We start from the raw sequence: 16,936 nt of genomic DNA, 5'->3' as shown, positions 1-16,936 counted from the left end.
CCGCTCGTCGCTGACCCTAGCTGTCCGCCGGTGATGAGGCAATCGCGGCGCGAACCAGCTCAGCACTGTTTCGGGCTTGAGATTGCAGCCAGCTTACAAGTGTCCTGACCTCCGGGCGGTGGCTGTTGCGATCAGACGGCAGTACCAGATGATGCCCATGCTGGGTCGAAAGCTCCACAGGGCTGGCGCGCAGCAGCGTGCCACGGTCCAGATAGGGGCGCGCAAACACATCGGCCACCAAGGCGACCCCCAGACCCCGATCGGCAAGTTCAAGGGCAATCAGCGACTGGTCGACTTTGTAGGCTGGTTCAGGGATTGCGGCCTCTGGGTTGTGGCGCGCAAAGAAATGACGCCAAGTGTCGACGACACCGGTCATTTCGATCAGCGGCAGCCTGTGCAGATCGGGATAAGGTGCGCTGCCAAGCAGGCCGGGTGCGGCAACCGCAATCACCTTGTTCTGCATTAATGGTACGACGGCTCCATCGCGCCAGCTGCCATCGCCATAGCGAATGTCGATATCGATGGCTTCCCCTTGGGACAATTCGCTCCACGATGACGACAGCACCCGCAGCCGACTGTCAGGGTAACGTGTTTTGTAATCCTCAAGCAGCGGCATCAGCCACAGAAGGTTCAGCGAGGTAAGACAGCGGAGCGTCACCTCCTGCTGGACCCCGTTGCCAAAGAGATTCCAGGTGGTGGCGTCGATATCCGCAAATGCTTTGGCCACGATTGGAAGATAGGCATGTCCCAGACGGGTCAGGCTGAGCAATTTGTGGTCGCGGTGAAACAACTTGTGCCCCAACTGCGCCTCTAGCCCGCGCACCTGATAACTGACCGCTGAGGGGGTGAGGCCGAGCTCCTCCGCAGCCTGTGTGAAACTGCAGTGGCGGGCGCTGGCGTCAAAGGCGCGAAGCCAGGTCATTGGGGGGAGATCACGATACATGCGGTCAGAATACCTTTGCTGCGAATTTTTTTAAGGTGCTGACGAATTATTTTTCGTTTCTGGATTTGTCGCATGCTTTGTAACGATCTGACGACAGGAGATATGCGAGCGGTCAGGCAAGTGACGGGATTTGATTACATTATTATTGGTGCGGGATCTGCGGGATGTGTGCTGGCGGACCGTCTGAGCCGATCCGGGCGGCATAAGGTGCTGATCCTGGAGGCCGGCGGGCGCGGGCGCTCTCCCTGGATTGCGCTGCCGTTGGGGTATGGTAAGACCTTCTTCGATCCGGCGGTGAACTGGAAATACGAAAGTGTGCGCGAGGAAGCGCTCGCCGGGCGCGCAGGGTATTGGCCGCGCGGCAAGGGTGTTGGCGGCTCGGGCGCGATCAATGCGCTGGTCTATGCGCGGGGATTGCCCCAGGATTTTGACGATTGGGAGGCTGCAGGTGCCACAGGCTGGGGCTGGACGTCCGTCCGGCAGAGCTACGAGGCGATGGAAACTCAGGTTGCGCCGGATGGACGACGCCGCGGGAGCGGCCCGCTGCATGTGCAGGATGTGTCGGATCAGATCCATCCGGCGAACCGGCATTTTTTTTCGGCGGCGGCTGAACTGGGACTGCCAAGAACCGATGATATCAATAATCCGGGTGGCGAAGGTGCGACGGCCTATCGGATCAATACCAGCGGCGGACGGCGGATGCATTCCGCAAGGGCGTTTCTTACCCCTGCGTTGAAACGTAAAAACGTGACCTTGATGACTGACGCGCTGGTCGAACGGATCACCTTTGAGGGGCGCCGCGCCGTTTCGGTTCAGGTGCGGCGGCGGGGAAAATCCATGTCGATAGCGGCGGGACGGGAGATCGTTCTTTCTGCCGGCGCGGTTGCCTCGCCCGGGCTGCTGCAAAAATCCGGCATTGGGCCTGCGGAGCTGTTGCGGCGACATGGAATTGCGATCGTTGATGATCAGCCGCAGGTTGGCGGCAACCTGCAGGATCACTTGGGGATCAACTATTATTTCCGCGCCACCGAGCCGACATTGAATAACGTCCTGTCGCCATTGACGGGGAAGATCCGCGCGGCGCTGCACTATGCCCTGTGGCGACGCGGGCCGCTGGCGCTGTCGGTGAACCAATGTGGCGGCTATTTCCGAAGCGCGCAGTCGCTGACGCGGCCTGATCAGCAACTCTACTTCAACCCGGTGACCTATACGACAACACCGGAGGGCACGCGCGAGGTGATCCGGCCTGATCCCTTTGCCGGGTTTATTCTCGGCTTTCAGCCGAGCCGCCCGACAAGCCGGGGGCGGATCGATATCTGTAGCGCTGATGTTAGCGCAGCACCGCTGATCCGGCCCAATTCGCTCGCAACCGAGGAAGATCGCTCACAGGTCATTGCCGGTGGGCGGCTCTGTCAACGGCTGGCCACAACCCCGGCGCTGGATGGTCTGATCGAAGCGGCGATGGGGACGGACCTGCGACAGATGGCGGATGCGGATATCCTATCTGATTTTCGCGAACGTTGTGGCACGGTGTTTCATCCCGTCGGCACTTGCCGGATGGGCACAGATGCCAGCACGAGTGTTGTCTGTCCGAAGCTGAAACTGCATGGGTTTGACGGTGTTCGGGTGGTGGATGCCTCTGTCTTTCCCAATATCACTTCGGGCAATACCAATGCCCCGACCATGATGCTGGCCCATCGGGCCGCGGATCTTATTCTGGAGGCGACATGACCACGCCCTATTCAGCATCCGGCGCCGTCCCCGTTGGGGCCGGTCGTGGGAAAGAGGACAGCGGTCCCCGAATACGTCGTATTGAGACCTTTTGCAGCCCACTTGTCGGCTTTGTTCGGGTGACCTCTGAGGATGGGCGGCAGGGCTGGGGGCAGGTTTCGACCTACAACAGCGATCTGACCTGCGAGATCCTGCATCGGCAAGTGGCACCCTGGGCTTTGGGGCGGGGTATGGATGCGATGGAGGCGGTGATCGCGGAGATCCCGTTGCGAGAGCACAAATATCCCGGCACCTATTTGCGGCGTGCGATGGCAGGGCTTGATACAGCGGTCTGGGATTGGCGGGGCCGGGTGGCGGAAAAGCCCGTTGCGGAATTGCTGGGTGGATCATCGGGTCCGATCCGCGCCTATGCGTCGTCGATGCGCCGCGACATCACGCCCAAGGATGAGGCGGAGCGGCTGAAAGCGCTGCGTGATGATCTCGGGTTTGATGCCTTCAAGGTGCGGGTTGGCGCCGAATGTGGCGAAGATCGCGACGAATGGCCGGGGCGGACAGAGGCTATCATTCCCCAGATCCGCACGGCTCTGGGGGAGGGGGTGGCGCTCCTGGTTGATGGCAACTCCGGGTTCTCGCCCAAACGCGCGATCGAGGTGGGGCAGCTGCTGCAGGATCACGGATATGAGCATTTTGAGGAACCTTGCCCCTATTGGATGCTGGAACAGACCGCAGAGGTGACTCGTGCGCTGGATCTGGACGTTGCAGGCGGTGAGCAGGATTGGGATTTGCAGACCTGGCACCGTATGATCGAGATGCGCGCGGTCGATATCATTCAGCCTGATATTCTTTATCTAGGCGGGATGACGCGGAGCATGGAGGTTGCCCAGCTTGGCGCTGCGGCCGGGCTGCCGTGCACGCCTCATTGCGCAAACCTGTCGATGGTGACGCTGTTCACGATGCATATGATGCGCGCCGTTGATCTGCCCGGGCGCTATCTGGAGTTCTCCATCGAGGGCGAGGACTATTACCCCTGGCAGCGGGATCTCTTTGTCACCGATCCGTTTGTGATCTGCGACGGGCAGGCCACGGTCAGCGAGGTGCCGGGGTGGGGCGTCGAGATCAATCCTGAGTGGCTGGCCACGTCGAAATACACCTGTAGTGAGGATACACCATGAGCGCTGATGGATTGATTGCCGCCTATTTTGATACCGGAGCGCTGCCCGACCTGCCGCGTGATCATTTCATTGATGGGCGCGCTGTTGTGCCCTTAGTCGGGGGGCGGATGGAGAGTTTCGACCCCGGACGGGGCACTGCCTTTGCTGACTTTGCTGCGGGCGATGCGGCTGATGTCGATCATGCGGTGACCAGCGCCGTAGCAGGATTTGAGATCTGGAGTGCCACATCTCCTGCGCGGCGATGCGCCATCCTGAACGAAGCGGCCCGGCTGATGCGGCACGAGGCGGAGCATCTGGCCGTTGTCGAATGCGTGGATAGCGGCAAGACGCTGGCGGAGGCGCGCGGCGATATCGCGGGGTCTGCCCGGTTGCTGGAGTATTACGCCGGTGCTGCGGACAAATTGGATGGCCGCAGCGTGAACCTCGGCAATGACAATGCCGCGTTCACCCTGCGTGAACCGGTGGGCGTGACCGCGCATATCGTGCCGTGGAACTATCCGACCTCGACCTTGGTTCGCGGGATTGCACCGGCGCTGGCGGCAGGGTGTTCCGCGGTCGTTAAACCGGCAGAGACAACGCCGTTCACGGCCCTGATGATTGCCGATCTTCTGATCCGGGCGGGGTTGCCTGCGGGCGTGGTCAACGTGGTGACCGGCACCGGAATTGCTGCGGGCGCGCCGTTGGTGCGCGATCCCCGTGTGCGGCATGTCACCTTCACGGGTTCGGTGGCAACTGGGGTTGGTGTGATGCAGAGCGTGGCCCCCAACGTGACCGGGCTGACGCTGGAGCTGGGGGGCAAATCCCCTCTTGTTGCCTTTGGTGATGCGAATGTGGACGCTGTGGTTGAGGGCGCATTGTGGGCGATTTTCTCGAACGCGGGGCAGATCTGTTCCGCTGGTTCGCGGCTGGTGATCCACCGCAGTCTTCATGCAGAAGTGCGCGACAAGCTGGTCGCGCGGGCGCAGAGGCTGCGGGTTGGCCACGGGTTGCGCGGGCCGGATATCGGAGCGGTAAACTCCGCCCGGCATTTGGCGCAGATAGACGATCATGTGAGCCGCGCCCGGACGCGCGGGGTCGAGATTGTTACCGGTGGCGAGATTTTGACCGATGTTGAGAGCGGGAAGGGCTGGTTCTATGCACCAACCATTCTGGATGACCTTGCAGCCAACGATGATGCCGTCCTGCAGGAGATTTTTGGCCCTGTGTTGGCAATTCAGGTCTTTGAGGACGAGGCCGAGGCGCTGGCACTGGCCAATGGCACCGAGTTTGCGTTGGCTGCCGGTATCTATACCAAGGATATCGCGACCGCGCTGCGTATGGCCCGGCGGGTTGATGCAGGGCAGGTGACAGTCAATGACTATTGGGCGGGCGGTATTGAGCTGCCGTTTGGTGGCAATCGAAAATCGGGGTTCGGGCGAGAGAAGGGGCTGGAAGGTCTGGATGCCTACACCAGAAGCAAGGCAGTTACGTTGGCCGTTGACCGATTGCGCTAGGGTTGGGTGCAGAATTGATGAAAATCGACAAAAACACTCGCCTTTGTGGTTGCAGCGGCGTCGGAGTCGTCCCATGTGTGTGCGAGATGCCCGGTAACGCATAAGGTCAGATATGCCCAAGACGCCCAGCCCCTGTATTGATGTCTGTAAATTCAAACGTGAGGGTCACTGTATCGGCTGCTCGATGACCAAAGCGCAGAAGTCACTCTTCAAGGGGTTGAAGAAGGACAGCCATCGGCGGGCTTTTGTCACAATGCTAACCTCGCAGCAGGGGCAGTTGGGTAAATACACTCATTGGGATATCGCCTACCGCAAGAAGCTGGCGAAACGAAAAATCGCGGCCGAGGAGATCCTCTGACCGCGATCAATCTAGTGTTGCCCAACCTGATTTGGTGAGGCTTAGCCTGCAAGATGTGAGCGCAGGAACCAGGCGAATTTTTCATGTGTCTGACCGCGCGCGATGCAGAGATCCTCGGTCAGTGTGTCGCCGTGATCGGCGGCCAGTGCACCACAGCCAGCGAGAGTTGAGGCCAACGTCTCCTGTGCTTCCATCATGATGCGGATCATTTCCTGATCTGTGGCATGGCCGTCATGCTCGGCCACTTTGGAGCGTTTCAGCATCCCGGCCAAGGTCCCTTCGGCGTGGACGTCCAGTGCGCGCACACGCTCCGCCAGATCATCTTGTCCGAGGAAGTGATCTTCGTAGATCTTTTGGAACAGATCATGCAGAGGGCCGAATGCCATGCCTTTAACGTTCCAGTGAAAATTCTGGGCCAGCATCGTTGTGACAGCGGTTTCTGCCACGGATTGGTTCAGGGCGTCGGCGATTGCGGTTTTTGCATCGGTCGAAAGTGCAGCAGCGGTCTGTGTCATCGTGTTCCCCATTATTCCGTAATAAAATAGCTGGCTGGCAGGAAGCTGGCTTGCTGTAAGCCATATAATACCCGACACGACGCATAGATCAAGAGTTTTTAGAACGATTCTAAATCTTAGGAAATTGCTCGGAAACACGGCCCAGTAAAAACCCGATGTAACGGCGGCGGGCGGGGTCAATTTGCGACCTCAGCAAAAATCCGAGGCTGTCATAATCCTGCGCGGCAACCCGCGACAGACAGCGCAAAACCCAGGCTTCGTCGAATGAGATCTCCGTGGTGCCGGGGCGAAACCACTTGATTCGGCGGGGTAGGGCTTCAGGCAGGCATTTTACGAATGTGTCGATATAGGTGCGTCTGGCGTCTTCCCCATCGACGCAAAGCAGGGCGCAGGCCTCGAACAGGTCAGTGCGTGCCGCAGCTCGGCAACCCATCGCGGCAAGACGCAAGGTGTTGAGAATGCTATATTCATGTTCGTTGAACACAGGCGTTTGGCGCAAGTCATCAGGGGCCTGCGCTTGCGGCAGGGGCAATGTCTGCACTGGCATCATCGGTGGTGGATCCGTCTGCTGAAACCCGCGTTCGGGCGTTCTGAATAATTCCTGACTAAATATATTGGCTTTAGGTCTGCTCACAAGAGGAGAAGACCCGCTTCCTGCAGAATTCACGCATCGCCCATTGTTCGGGGCCGATGGCAGAACTGGGGTTAGGCGCGGTTTTCGGCGACCAATGTCAGCAGCTCTTCCTTGGTCCGGGAAATATGCCGGGTCAGGGCGGCACAGGCGGCATCGATATCGCGCGCTTGGGCCAGGGCCAGGAGATCGCGGTGCTCTGCCTTGGCGGGTTCGCGCTGTTTCATCACACTCAGATGCATGCGGATGAACCGGTCGGAATGGAGGCTGAGTCCCTGCAGCACCTCATTGGTCAGTTTGCGCTCAGCCGCAGCATAAAGTGCGGAGTGATAGCGGTGATTCAGCGCGCCCCAAGTGGCGACGTCATCGGCGTCATAGGAGGCGTCCATCTCATCTAGGATCTGGCTGCATCGGGCGAAATCCGTTGTGGTCATCGCGGGGATCGAGCGGCGAAACAGATCGACCTCGACCAGAATGCGCAGATCAAAGATCTCCGCGATTTCGCGTAGCGAGTGTTTGGTTACCGTGGCCCCGCGATTGTTTGTGAACAGCACCAGCCCTTCGGCGTCCAAGCGCTTCAGCGCCTCGCGCACCGGCATGCGCGACACGTCATATTCTTCGGCCAAGGCCTCCTGACGGATCGGTTCACCTTCCGCCAGTTCGCCGCTCAGGATGCGTTCACGCAGATCGGCGGCGATAACGTCGGGAAGGGTATTGCGGGAGATGGCACGCCTAGCTGCCATTGAGACCTCATCAGTGGTGGTTGCGTTTGCTGCCTTCCGGCTGCGATTGGTCGGGTGTGCCCTGTTGTGGCCGACCGATCAAGTAGATCGGCATCAGGCGCCCCAGGTGTCACTGAGGCGATAGCCTGTTGGCCAGGGATCGTCAGGGTCCAGCATGTGTTGGTGGGTGCCAGTGATCCACCCCCGGCCGCTGATCTCTGGCACGATTGCAGCGACATCGCCCACAGTGGTCTGCGCCGCGATCCGGCCCTTGAAGCTTGAGCCGATGAGAGAAATCGCCTCGAAGTCCTGATCTGCGGTCATCTGCCCCTTGGCGAGCATCAGAGCCATCCGGGCTGAAACCGCGGTGCCGGTTGGAGAGCGATCGACCTTACCCGGCTGGATGGTGACGGCTGAGCGACTGCGCAGACCTGTTGGGGTCGACGTGAGCGGTCCGCAGAATGCGCAGAAAGAAATGTGAGCCCAGTCCGGGTTGGTGGGATGGGCAAACCCCAGCTGCTCATTTGCTGCATCAAGGATGCGGCTGCCGATCTGAGCCAGCGTTTTGGCTTCCGCCTCGCAGATATCAAGTTCCAGATCCGCAGCCTGAACCACCACAAAACTATCGCCGCCATAGGCGGTATCTACATGTAGCGTTCCGATCCCTGGGACATTCAGCGGCACGCCTATTTCGCGGGCAAAGCTGGGGACATTTTGAACGTAAATGCGTTCCGCCTTGCCGTCCCTGCAATCGGCGCGTACGCGCACCAAGCCACCGGGCGCCTCCAGTGTCAGATGGGTCTCTGGCTCCTGCATCGGCAGGATGCCACTGTCCAGTAGGACGGTGGCAACGCAGATCGAATTTGATCCCGACATCGGGGGCGTGAACTCGGGTTCCATGATGATGAAGCCCATATCGGCATCCGGATGCTTCGGTGGCACGAGAAGGTTCACATGTCGAAACACGCCACCGCGCGGTTCATTTAACACGAAGTTTCGCAGGGTCTGATCCTCTGCGATGAAAGAGCGCTGTTCCCAGAGGGTGGCGCCCGGCGGCGGGGCAACGCCGCCAACAATGACATCCCCTACTTCTCCCTCGGCATGAGCGGAAATCACGTGTACGGTCTTTGTGCTGCGCATCGGGCCTCTCTGAGGTTTGAAACAAGGAAAACGTCTGGATTGGTAAATCATAGGCCATTTCTGATGTAGCACTTCAATAAATTTTAGTATACGTTTTCCTGGCACTCGCAGTTTCGCTATCTGCAATCCGTCCCGAATGATCAGTCTGATGTCTCTGGACGGTATAATGCGAGGCTCGCCGTAATTTTCAGGATATCGACATGGACGTCTCAGGCACGCGCAAACCAGGCACGAACAAAAGAAGCCGGAAGAAAGACAACCCTGAACAGTTGGGCCATGCCATCCGCCGCCGTCGCAAAGCGATGGGAATGACGATGGTGCAGGTTGCCGAGGAGACCGAACTGACGCCCGGATTTATCTCACAGGTGGAGCGCGGCATCAGCACGCCGTCGCTATCGTCTCTGTTGTCGATTGCTGCTTCTCTGCAAACCACCGTGGAACAGCTGTTGAGTGTCGATGAGGAATTTCGGGAATATATTCATAAAGATAATCGGCATACCTACGCATTGGGCGTAAACGGGAGGCTCTACGAAAAACTGGGGCCGGGGTTCTCCGGCGCGCTGTGCTATCCTTCCATCATTCATCGACCTCCCGGCCACGTGTCGGAGAAGATGTGCCATGAGGGGGAGGTGTTCTGTTACCTGATTTCGGGACAGCTCGAATATCATCTGGGCGATGCGGTACATATCATGTCACCGGGGGACACTGTCCATCATGACTGCTCAAAACCACATTATTCGATTGTGTTGAGCGATGAAGAGGCTGTCGAACTTTGGGTCAGCACCATGCCGATGAAGAGCGCGTCGCACTGAGCTGGTTGCCCGGATCAGACTTTCATCAGCCGAATAAGGGCTCTGATCCCCTCGCGACATGTTTTGCTAAAAATAATTTTAGTAATTTTAAAACTCGCGCTATGCTCCTCCCCATGAGACGGAGAATCGATCTGGGAGGATCTCACAAATGACAAGAAAACTGGTGGCGGCTGCAGCCGTCCTGACCACAGCATTGACCGGGCCGGCTTTGGCGCAGGATCGCGGTGGCGTGCTGAATTTTGCCCGCTATGATGGCTCCACGCTGATTGATCCGATCTATGCAGACCGGAACCCAGATATCTGGATGGTTGGCAGCCTGTTTGATACGCTGTTGCGCCCCAGTCAGGATGGGAATTCCGTCGTACCTGGCCTCGCCGAAAGCTATGCTGTGTCTGACGTTGGCACTACCGTGACGCTTACCTTGCGCGAGGGCATCAAGTTTTCCGACGGGACGCCGCTCACCGGTGAAGATGTGGTGTTTTCGCTGAACCGAGCGCGCGATGCTGATCTAAGTCCTTGGGCAGGTCTTCTCGGAACATTGGATACAGTTGCCAATACTGGAAATGAGATCACGCTGACGCTTTCGGCGCCTGACCCCACGATCCTGTCGATGCTCGCCACCTTCACAACCGGCGTTGTCTCCAAGGCGCGGTTTGAGGCCGCCGATGGCGCGACCGATCAGGAGAAATCCGCAGCCATCTTTGCCGCAAAAGATGCTGGCGTTGGCACCGGGCCCTTTTACCTCTGTGGGTTCGAACAGGGGACCTCGATGGATTTCTGCGCCAATGAGCACTACTGGCGCGCTGGTGCTGACGGAAAACCGCTCCCCTATCTGGACGGTGTGCATTTTGAAATCATTCCGGATGATGCCACCCGAATCCTGAAGCTTCAGGCGGGCGAGATGGACGCGGCAGAGTTCATCCCGTTCTCGCGCGTGGCCGAGCTGGAAGCGGATCCGAAGATTGACATGAATCTGTTCCCCTCAACCAGGATCATCTATTCGCCGATCAATACGCGCCCGACGCGGGCGGATGGATCGCCCAACCCGCTGGCTGATGCGCGCGTGCGCCAGGCGCTGAACTATGCCACCAACAAGAAGGCGCTGATTGGCCTAGTGCTGCAGGGGGCTGGCAAGCCGATGACCTCGCCGCTGATGGCGGCGGCGACGCAGTTGGCCACCGAAACGGATCCGCTCTACGGCTATGATATGGACAAGGCAAAAGCGTTGATTGCGGAGGCTGGTCTGGCGGCGGGCACTGAGATCACCTTTACCACCCTGGCCGGATCCGCCGATGACAGCACCATCTTTGCAGCGCTGCAGCAGATGTGGGCGCCTTTGGGCATCCAGCTGAAGGTGGAGCAGGTGGACAATGCCACCCGTGGTGCCAAAAACCGGTCGGGTGAGTTCGACATCCACACCTATGGCTGGGTCAATGACGTGAATGATCCAAGCCAGGTTACCGGCTGGCTGGGCTATTTCCCAACGGCGAAGGCGGTTGGCACCGGCTGGGAGAACGAGAAGTTCAACAGCCTGTTCGAAGCCTCGGCGACGGAAATGGATGCGGACTCGCGGGCCGGCCAATACGCCGAAATGCAATCAATCTATGCAGAGGCAGCGCCATTGCTGTTCATGTATGAGACGCCGTTTGCCGTGGCCCTGTCCGAGACTGTCAGCGGATATGTGCAGACACCGTTGGGCAACAACCTGTTCGAGGAGGCGTCGATCAACCGCTGATCGACCGCTTTGGACAACCACGCGCCGTCAGCCCCGCGGCTGGCGGCGCCGATGAACGGATGCCGAAATGGCCACTATTCAGTATATTCTCAAGCGCCTGGCACTGATGGCCGTGACCTTCTTTCTGGTCATGATCATTATCTTTTTGCTGGTACGCCTGTTGCCAGGAGACCCGGCTATCGCCATTGCAGGGGACCGTGCGTCTGACGCCGATCTGGCTGCCATTCGTGAACGATTGGGACTGAACCAACCCCTGGTGATCCAGTTCTGGCAATTCCTGTCGAACACCGTTCAGGGGGATCTGGGGCGTTCGATCCTGATGCGCGCACCGGTGATGGATGTGATTGCCAGCCGCCTGCCGACCACGCTGTTTCTGACCACTTATGCGGTGGCCTTGTCCGTGCTGATTGCGGGACCGCTGGCTTTTGTTGCTGCACTTAACCGGGGGCGCTGGCCAGATGCGGTGATCCGAACGGTCTTTCAGGTCGGTCTGTCGATGCCGGTTTTCTATATCGGTTTGATCTTGCTCACCTTTCTGGCGGCACAGCTGCGCTGGTTCCCAGTGGGCGGATATGGTGACAGCTTTGTGGAGCGGCTCTATCACCTGTTTCTGCCATCGGTGGCGGTGGCGCTTTATACCTCTGCGATCATCATGCGGAACCTGCGGTCGGCCATCGTTGAGGTGGTGGATGCGGAGTATGTTGAATTCGCCCGCGCCAAGGGGTTGTCTGCCTGGCAGATCCTTGGACGGCACGTGCTGCGGAACGCGCTGATTTCCACGGTCACGCTGCTGGGCCTGTCCATTGGCAATTTGATGAGCGGCACCCTGGTTACCGAGACGGTCTTTGCCGTTCCGGGAGTGGGCCGGTTGATGCTGGAGGCGATTTTTGCCCGTGACTATCCGCTGATTCAGGGGCTGACCCTGACCTTTGCTGTGCTGGTGTCGATCGTATTCCTGCTGACCGATCTGATCCAGAGCGCTCTAGACCCGAGGATGCGTCTGACATGACTGATGCCACACTCCTGTCGCCCGAGGCGACACGCCCGCAGCAGAGCCGGTGGCAGATTGCCCTGCGCAAACCCGGTTTCATGATTGGTGTCGCCATCATCGCAGTCTCGACGCTGCTGGCCATCGCGCCGGGCCTGTTCGCCCCATATGATCCGAACTTCATCGATTATAACGCGGTGCGGCAGCCGCCGAGCTGGGCGCATCCCTTTGGCACAGACATGCTGGGCCGGGACAGTTTGAGCCGGGTCATCTCGGCCTATTCGGTGAATATGCAGATGGCGGTTCTGGCCACGGTCTTTGCGATGCTGATCGGTGTCACAATTGGCGCATTGGTTGGATATTATCGTGGTATCGCGGACATGATCTTTGGTCGGGTGGTGGATGCGGTCATCACCTTTCCGTTTCTGGTTCTGGTGATCGCGGTTGTTGCCGTTCTGGGGCCGGGACTGATCAATATGTATATCGCCATCACTGTGGTTGGCTGGGTGTATTACGCGCGCCTGATGCGTGCCGAGGTGATCACCCAGATGGGAAATGATTATGCTTCGGCGGGGGTGGTCATGGGGTATTCTGACCGGCGGGTTATTTTTCGCCACCTGCTGCCCAATGCGATCACCCCGGTGATTGTCTACTGGATGACGGATATGTCGCTGGCAATCCTTCTGGGGTCATCGCTGGGATACCTCGGTCTGGGGGCGCAGCCACCGCAGGCTGAATGGGGTGTCTTGATTGCCGAAGGACGCAATTTCATCACCACGGCTTGGTGGCTCAGCCTGATGCCGGGCATCGCCATCGTGCTGACCGGGATCGGGTTCTCGCTGATCGGCGACGGGCTGGCTGATCTGTTGCGGCCTCGCGGTTGAGGGGAAAGAGATTATGACCATGAAAGAGACACAACCGGTTCTGGAGGTTCGCAACCTCTGCACGACGTTCAAGCGCGGCGGTGTGCTGCTGCCGGCGGTACGCGATGTCAGCTTTGATGTGCGACAGGGGGAGGTTCTTGGCCTCGTTGGTGAGAGCGGATCGGGTAAGAGCGTCACCCTCAGGTCAATCCTGGGGCTGACCCGGCGTCAGGGTGAGGTCACGGGTGAGGTGCGTTGGCAGGGGCGGGATATTTCCCGCCTGTCGGATCGGCAGTTGCGCCAGGTGCGCGGCGGCGAGGTTGCAATGATCTTTCAGGAGCCGATGACCTCGCTCAACCCGTTGTTGACCGTTGGTTTGCAACTGACCGAGACGCTGAAGGCACATACCGATCTGTCCCGTGCTGCGCGTCGGGACCGGGCGATTGAGATGCTGGATCACGTCGGGATCCCCGCCGCGGCCTCTCGGTTGCAGGACTATCCGCACCAGTTTTCCGGCGGCATGCGCCAGCGGGTGATGATTGCCATCGCGCTGGCGGCGGAGCCAAAGCTATTGCTGGCGGATGAGCCGACCACCGCGCTGGATGTCACCATTCAGGCGCAGATCCTCGATCTGATCCTGCGTCTGTCACAGGAGATGAACATGGGGGTTATTCTGGTCACCCATGATTTGGGTGTGGTGGCGCAGACCTGTGAAAACGTTGCGGTGATGTATGCCGGGCGCATTGTGGAACAGGGGGCGGTGCGGCAGGTGCTGCGCGCGCCAAGGCATCCCTATACCGCGGGGCTGATGCGTTCGGTGCCGCAGGATATTGCCCCGCGCACGCCGCTCTATTCCGTGCCGGGCACACCGCCGAGCCTTGAGATGCTGCCGCTGGGCTGCGCCTATGCACCGCGTTGTGAGGTGCGGACGGAAGCCTGCCTGAGCAAGAGGCCTGCACTGGAAACCATCAGTGCCGGGCGGCGCGCGGCCTGTTTCAATCCGGTTCCCGCAATTCAGGGAGAAGTGGCATGACGCATCCGGTGATGGAGATTGACGACCTCAGCCTGACCTTTCAGCTGCCGCGCAGCTTGGTTGATGTGATACGCAAACAACCCGGACGCGCAGTGCGGGCGCTGAATGGTGTCAGCCTGGCGCTGCAGAAGGGGGAAACTCTTGGCGTCGTTGGTGAATCCGGATGTGGAAAATCCACGTTGGCGCGCTGTATTGTGCGTCTCTATCAGCCGCAGGGTGGCAGTATTCGCCACCATGGGCAGGATATCTTTGCCGAGGGTGCGCGCCGTGATCGCAGCTATAACCGGCGCGTGCAGATGATGTTCCAGGATCCCTATTCTTCGCTCAATCCGCGTATGACCTGTGGTCAAATCCTGAGCGAAGCCCTGCACGTGCACAAAATGCGCCCAGCGGATGAAATTCCGGCGCGGGTGGAGGAACTGCTGGAGTTGGTCCGGCTGCCCGCCGATGCGGCTCAGAAACTGCCGCATGAGTTCTCCGGGGGTCAACGCCAGCGGATTGCAATTGCGCGCGCGCTGGCGGTGGAGCCTGAGGTGCTGATTGCGGATGAGTTGGTGTCGGCGCTGGATGTCTCAGTTCAGGCGCAGGTGGTGAACCTGCTCTTGGAATTGCAGGAGCAGCTGGATCTGACCATCCTGTTTGTGGCCCACGACCTGCGACTGGTGCGTCATGTCTCGCACCGGGTGGCGGTGATCTATCTGGGCCGTATCGTTGAAATAGGCGACAGTGAGACCCTGTTTGCAAACCCTGCGCATCCTTATTCGCAGGCGTTGCTGAGTGCGGCCCCCTCGCTTGACCCGGATGACACGGGCGATGCGATCCGGCTGGAGGGAGAGTTGCCCTCACCCTTGAATGTACCACCGGGGTGCCCGTTTCATGTGCGCTGTGCTCATGCCGCTGATGTCTGCAGGCGGGATGTTCCGCGCTTGCGCCCCCTTGGCGACCGCGGTGAGGTCGCCTGCCATCTTGCTGAAGAGATCTCCCAAAATGCCTGACACTCTGAGCAACCCGCCTGCGGCGGCGCGCATCGCCGATCTACGTTTGGAACTGGCCGCCCGCAATCTTGATGCTTTCATCCTGCCCCGGTTTGATGCCCATCAGGGTGAATATGTCGCCCCGCATGACGAACGCTTGGCCTATGTCACCGGGTTTACCGGGTCCGCCGGAATGGCGATTGTGACGACGGAGACTGTCGCGGTTTTTGTCGATGGGCGTTACAGTGTGCAGGTCGCCAATGAATGTGCAGGCCCATTGTTTTCGCGGTTGCACATCTTTGATCAACCGCCGGAACACTGGCTGACCTCGGTCGCGCGGGAGGGTTGGCAAGTGGGGTGTGACCCGATGCACCTGCCGCCCGGTTGGTATGATCGGTTTTCTGCGGCCTGCGCGCAGGCAGGCGCCAGGATGCAGCCGCAGAAGGACAATCCGGTGGATGCCATCTGGCAGGATCAGCCGTCCCCGCCATCGGGGCAGGTGACAGTATTCCCTGTGCAATTGTCCGGGCGAAGCTGCGCTGAAAAATGCGCAGATATGGTTGCGCATCTAAACGAGAAAGACGCTGAATGTCTGGTCGAGACCCAGCCGGACAATATCGCCTGGCTGCTAAATTTGCGCGGAGATGATGTGGCGTTTAATCCGATGCCGCAATCGTTTCTTATCGCGGATCGGACCGGCGAAGTTTCCTGGTTCGTCAATCCAACCAAGTTGAATGAGGCGGTGCAGGATCATCTTCCCGCCGCCGTGACTGTCTATCCGATGTCAGAGTTTCTGACCACTCTGCGCTGTCGATGCGTTGCGGGCGTAGGGGTGCTATTCGACCCTGATTTCTCGCCTGTGGCTGTCCGGCAGACCATTGCAGAGGCAGGGGCCACACCGGTTCCGATGGCCAGTGCATTGACCCGGGCGAAAGCGATCAAGAACCCGGTGGAACTGACGGGTCTGCAAAACTGTCATGTTCAGGATGGTGTTGCGTGGGTCGAGTTCTCATGCTGGCTCACTGAAACTGTTCCGGCCCGTGCCGCACTTGGCCATCCGGTGACAGAGCGCGAAGCTGAAGAGAAAATCTTGTCCTTTCGACAGGACCGCCCGGGTTTCCTGAGCGAGAGTTTCCAGACCATCTCCGCCGCTGGGGGAAATGCTGCCATGTGCCACTACGCAGCCACCAATGGTCGGAATGCGCCGATACTGCCAGAACATCCCTATCTGTTGGACAGCGGCGGCCAATATGAGACGGGCACCACGGATGCCACGCGCAGCTTTGCGTTTGATCTGCGCCCCGAGGGCTACGACCGGGCTTACACGGCTGTGTTCAAAGCCTTCCATGCGCTTGCAACGCTGCGGTTTCCACGCGGCACCCAAGGGCATCACATTGATGGGATCTGCCGACGACCGCTCTGGGATCTGGGCCTTGACTACGATCATGGCACCGGTCACGGGATCGGGCACCGATTGTCAGTTCACGAGCATCCTCAGCGCATCGGCAAGCCATATAACCCGGTGGATCTGACGGCTGGTATGGTGGTGTCGATTGAGCCGGGCTATTACGAGGCTGATAGGTTTGGTATCCGCATTGAGAATATCTTTGAAATCATTGAAGAAGCGGATGGTTTCTTGGCGTTTCGCAATATGACGTGGGCACCGATACAGACAGACATGCTGATCCCTGCTGACTTGAGTGCGGCTGAACGGCTGTGGCTGAACAGCTATCATCAACAGGTGTTGCAACGGCTTGCGCCGCTGCTGAGCGAGTCTGCACACAGGTGGCTGTCTTCAGTGACTGCGGAGATCTGATAGGGTCGCA

At 59.3% G+C, this 16,936-nt stretch carries 16 protein-coding genes; 11 read left to right on the top strand and 5 right to left on the bottom strand.

The window, feature by feature from the left end:
* Positions 1-16 precede the first annotated feature (16 nt).
* Positions 17-922: a LysR substrate-binding domain-containing protein gene (locus INHI_RS0102460; protein ID WP_254656818.1), complete on the bottom strand. Its 906-nt coding sequence runs from the start codon at positions 920-922 to the stop codon at positions 17-19.
* Positions 923-1,063: 141 nt separating this feature from the next.
* On the opposite strand from INHI_RS0102460, the gene INHI_RS0102455 reads away from it, so the two are divergent.
* The 4 genes from INHI_RS0102455 to INHI_RS0102440 all read left to right on the top strand — a co-directional run bounded on the left by INHI_RS0102455 (position 1,064) and on the right by INHI_RS0102440 (position 5,697).
* On the top strand, positions 1,064-2,674 hold the full coding sequence (locus tag INHI_RS0102455; protein WP_437435902.1) for a GMC family oxidoreductase: 1,611 nt from the start codon (positions 1,064-1,066) through the stop codon (positions 2,672-2,674).
* Complete coding sequence (locus INHI_RS0102450) at positions 2,671-3,846, top strand: mandelate racemase/muconate lactonizing enzyme family protein (RefSeq protein ID WP_014889219.1); 1,176 nt, start codon at positions 2,671-2,673, stop codon at positions 3,844-3,846. The genes INHI_RS0102455 and INHI_RS0102450 overlap by 4 nt, the downstream gene beginning before the upstream one ends.
* Positions 3,843-5,339, top strand: a complete 1,497-nt coding sequence (locus INHI_RS0102445) for an aldehyde dehydrogenase family protein (protein WP_027246585.1) — start codon at positions 3,843-3,845, stop codon at positions 5,337-5,339. The genes INHI_RS0102450 and INHI_RS0102445 overlap by 4 nt, the downstream gene beginning before the upstream one ends.
* A gap of 112 nt (positions 5,340-5,451) precedes the next feature.
* On the top strand, positions 5,452-5,697 hold the full coding sequence (locus tag INHI_RS0102440) for a DUF1289 domain-containing protein (protein ID WP_014889221.1): 246 nt from the start codon (positions 5,452-5,454) through the stop codon (positions 5,695-5,697).
* Positions 5,698-5,738: 41 nt separating this feature from the next.
* On the opposite strand, the gene INHI_RS0102435 is transcribed toward INHI_RS0102440, so the two are convergent.
* The 4 genes from INHI_RS0102435 to INHI_RS0102420 all read right to left on the bottom strand — a co-directional run bounded on the left by INHI_RS0102435 (position 5,739) and on the right by INHI_RS0102420 (position 8,705).
* Positions 5,739-6,212: a Dps family protein gene (locus INHI_RS0102435; protein WP_014881656.1), complete on the bottom strand. Its 474-nt coding sequence runs from the start codon at positions 6,210-6,212 to the stop codon at positions 5,739-5,741.
* Positions 6,213-6,321: 109 nt separating this feature from the next.
* Positions 6,322-6,762: a hypothetical protein gene (locus tag INHI_RS0102430; RefSeq protein ID WP_027246584.1), complete on the bottom strand. Its 441-nt coding sequence runs from the start codon at positions 6,760-6,762 to the stop codon at positions 6,322-6,324.
* Positions 6,763-6,917: 155 nt separating this feature from the next.
* Positions 6,918-7,586 (bottom strand): GntR family transcriptional regulator, encoded by a 669-nt coding sequence (locus tag INHI_RS0102425; RefSeq protein ID WP_014889224.1) that lies wholly within the window; start codon positions 7,584-7,586, stop codon positions 6,918-6,920.
* A 93-nt stretch (positions 7,587-7,679) separates the two neighbouring features.
* Complete coding sequence (locus INHI_RS0102420; RefSeq protein ID WP_027246583.1) at positions 7,680-8,705, bottom strand: trans-3-hydroxy-L-proline dehydratase; 1,026 nt, start codon at positions 8,703-8,705, stop codon at positions 7,680-7,682.
* 200 nt (positions 8,706-8,905) lie between these two features.
* Here INHI_RS0102420 and INHI_RS0102415 point away from each other — a divergent pair, with 200 nt between their 5' ends.
* The 7 genes from INHI_RS0102415 to INHI_RS0102385 all read left to right on the top strand — a co-directional run bounded on the left by INHI_RS0102415 (position 8,906) and on the right by INHI_RS0102385 (position 16,926).
* Positions 8,906-9,517 (top strand): helix-turn-helix domain-containing protein, encoded by a 612-nt coding sequence (locus INHI_RS0102415; RefSeq protein ID WP_014881660.1) that lies wholly within the window; start codon positions 8,906-8,908, stop codon positions 9,515-9,517.
* Between the two features lie 148 nt (positions 9,518-9,665).
* Positions 9,666-11,252, top strand: a complete 1,587-nt coding sequence (locus INHI_RS0102410) for an ABC transporter substrate-binding protein (protein WP_027246582.1) — start codon at positions 9,666-9,668, stop codon at positions 11,250-11,252.
* A 67-nt stretch (positions 11,253-11,319) separates the two neighbouring features.
* The gene (locus INHI_RS0102405) at positions 11,320-12,261 is read left to right on the top strand and encodes an ABC transporter permease (RefSeq protein ID WP_027246581.1); all 942 of its coding nucleotides are present in this window, start codon (positions 11,320-11,322) and stop codon (positions 12,259-12,261) included.
* Positions 12,258-13,124 carry an ABC transporter permease gene (locus INHI_RS0102400; protein ID WP_014881663.1) on the top strand — a complete coding sequence of 289 codons (867 nt, stop codon included), beginning with the start codon at positions 12,258-12,260 and terminating at the stop codon, positions 13,122-13,124. Before INHI_RS0102405 ends, INHI_RS0102400 begins: the two co-directional genes overlap by 4 nt.
* A gap of 13 nt (positions 13,125-13,137) precedes the next feature.
* Positions 13,138-14,136, top strand: a complete 999-nt coding sequence (locus INHI_RS0102395) for an ABC transporter ATP-binding protein (RefSeq protein ID WP_027246580.1) — start codon at positions 13,138-13,140, stop codon at positions 14,134-14,136.
* Positions 14,133-15,131 (top strand): ABC transporter ATP-binding protein, encoded by a 999-nt coding sequence (locus INHI_RS0102390; RefSeq protein WP_014881665.1) that lies wholly within the window; start codon positions 14,133-14,135, stop codon positions 15,129-15,131. The genes INHI_RS0102395 and INHI_RS0102390 overlap by 4 nt, the downstream gene beginning before the upstream one ends.
* On the top strand, positions 15,124-16,926 hold the full coding sequence (locus tag INHI_RS0102385; RefSeq protein ID WP_051338923.1) for a M24 family metallopeptidase: 1,803 nt from the start codon (positions 15,124-15,126) through the stop codon (positions 16,924-16,926). Before INHI_RS0102390 ends, INHI_RS0102385 begins: the two co-directional genes overlap by 8 nt.
* Positions 16,927-16,936: the final 10 nt, after the last annotated feature.

Source organism: Phaeobacter inhibens DSM 16374 (assembly GCF_000473105.1).
GTDB classification, from domain to species: Bacteria; Pseudomonadota; Alphaproteobacteria; order Rhodobacterales; family Rhodobacteraceae; genus Phaeobacter; species Phaeobacter inhibens.
Note: the sequence above shows the minus strand (reverse complement) of the source record. Positions and strands in the feature narration are given on the sequence as shown.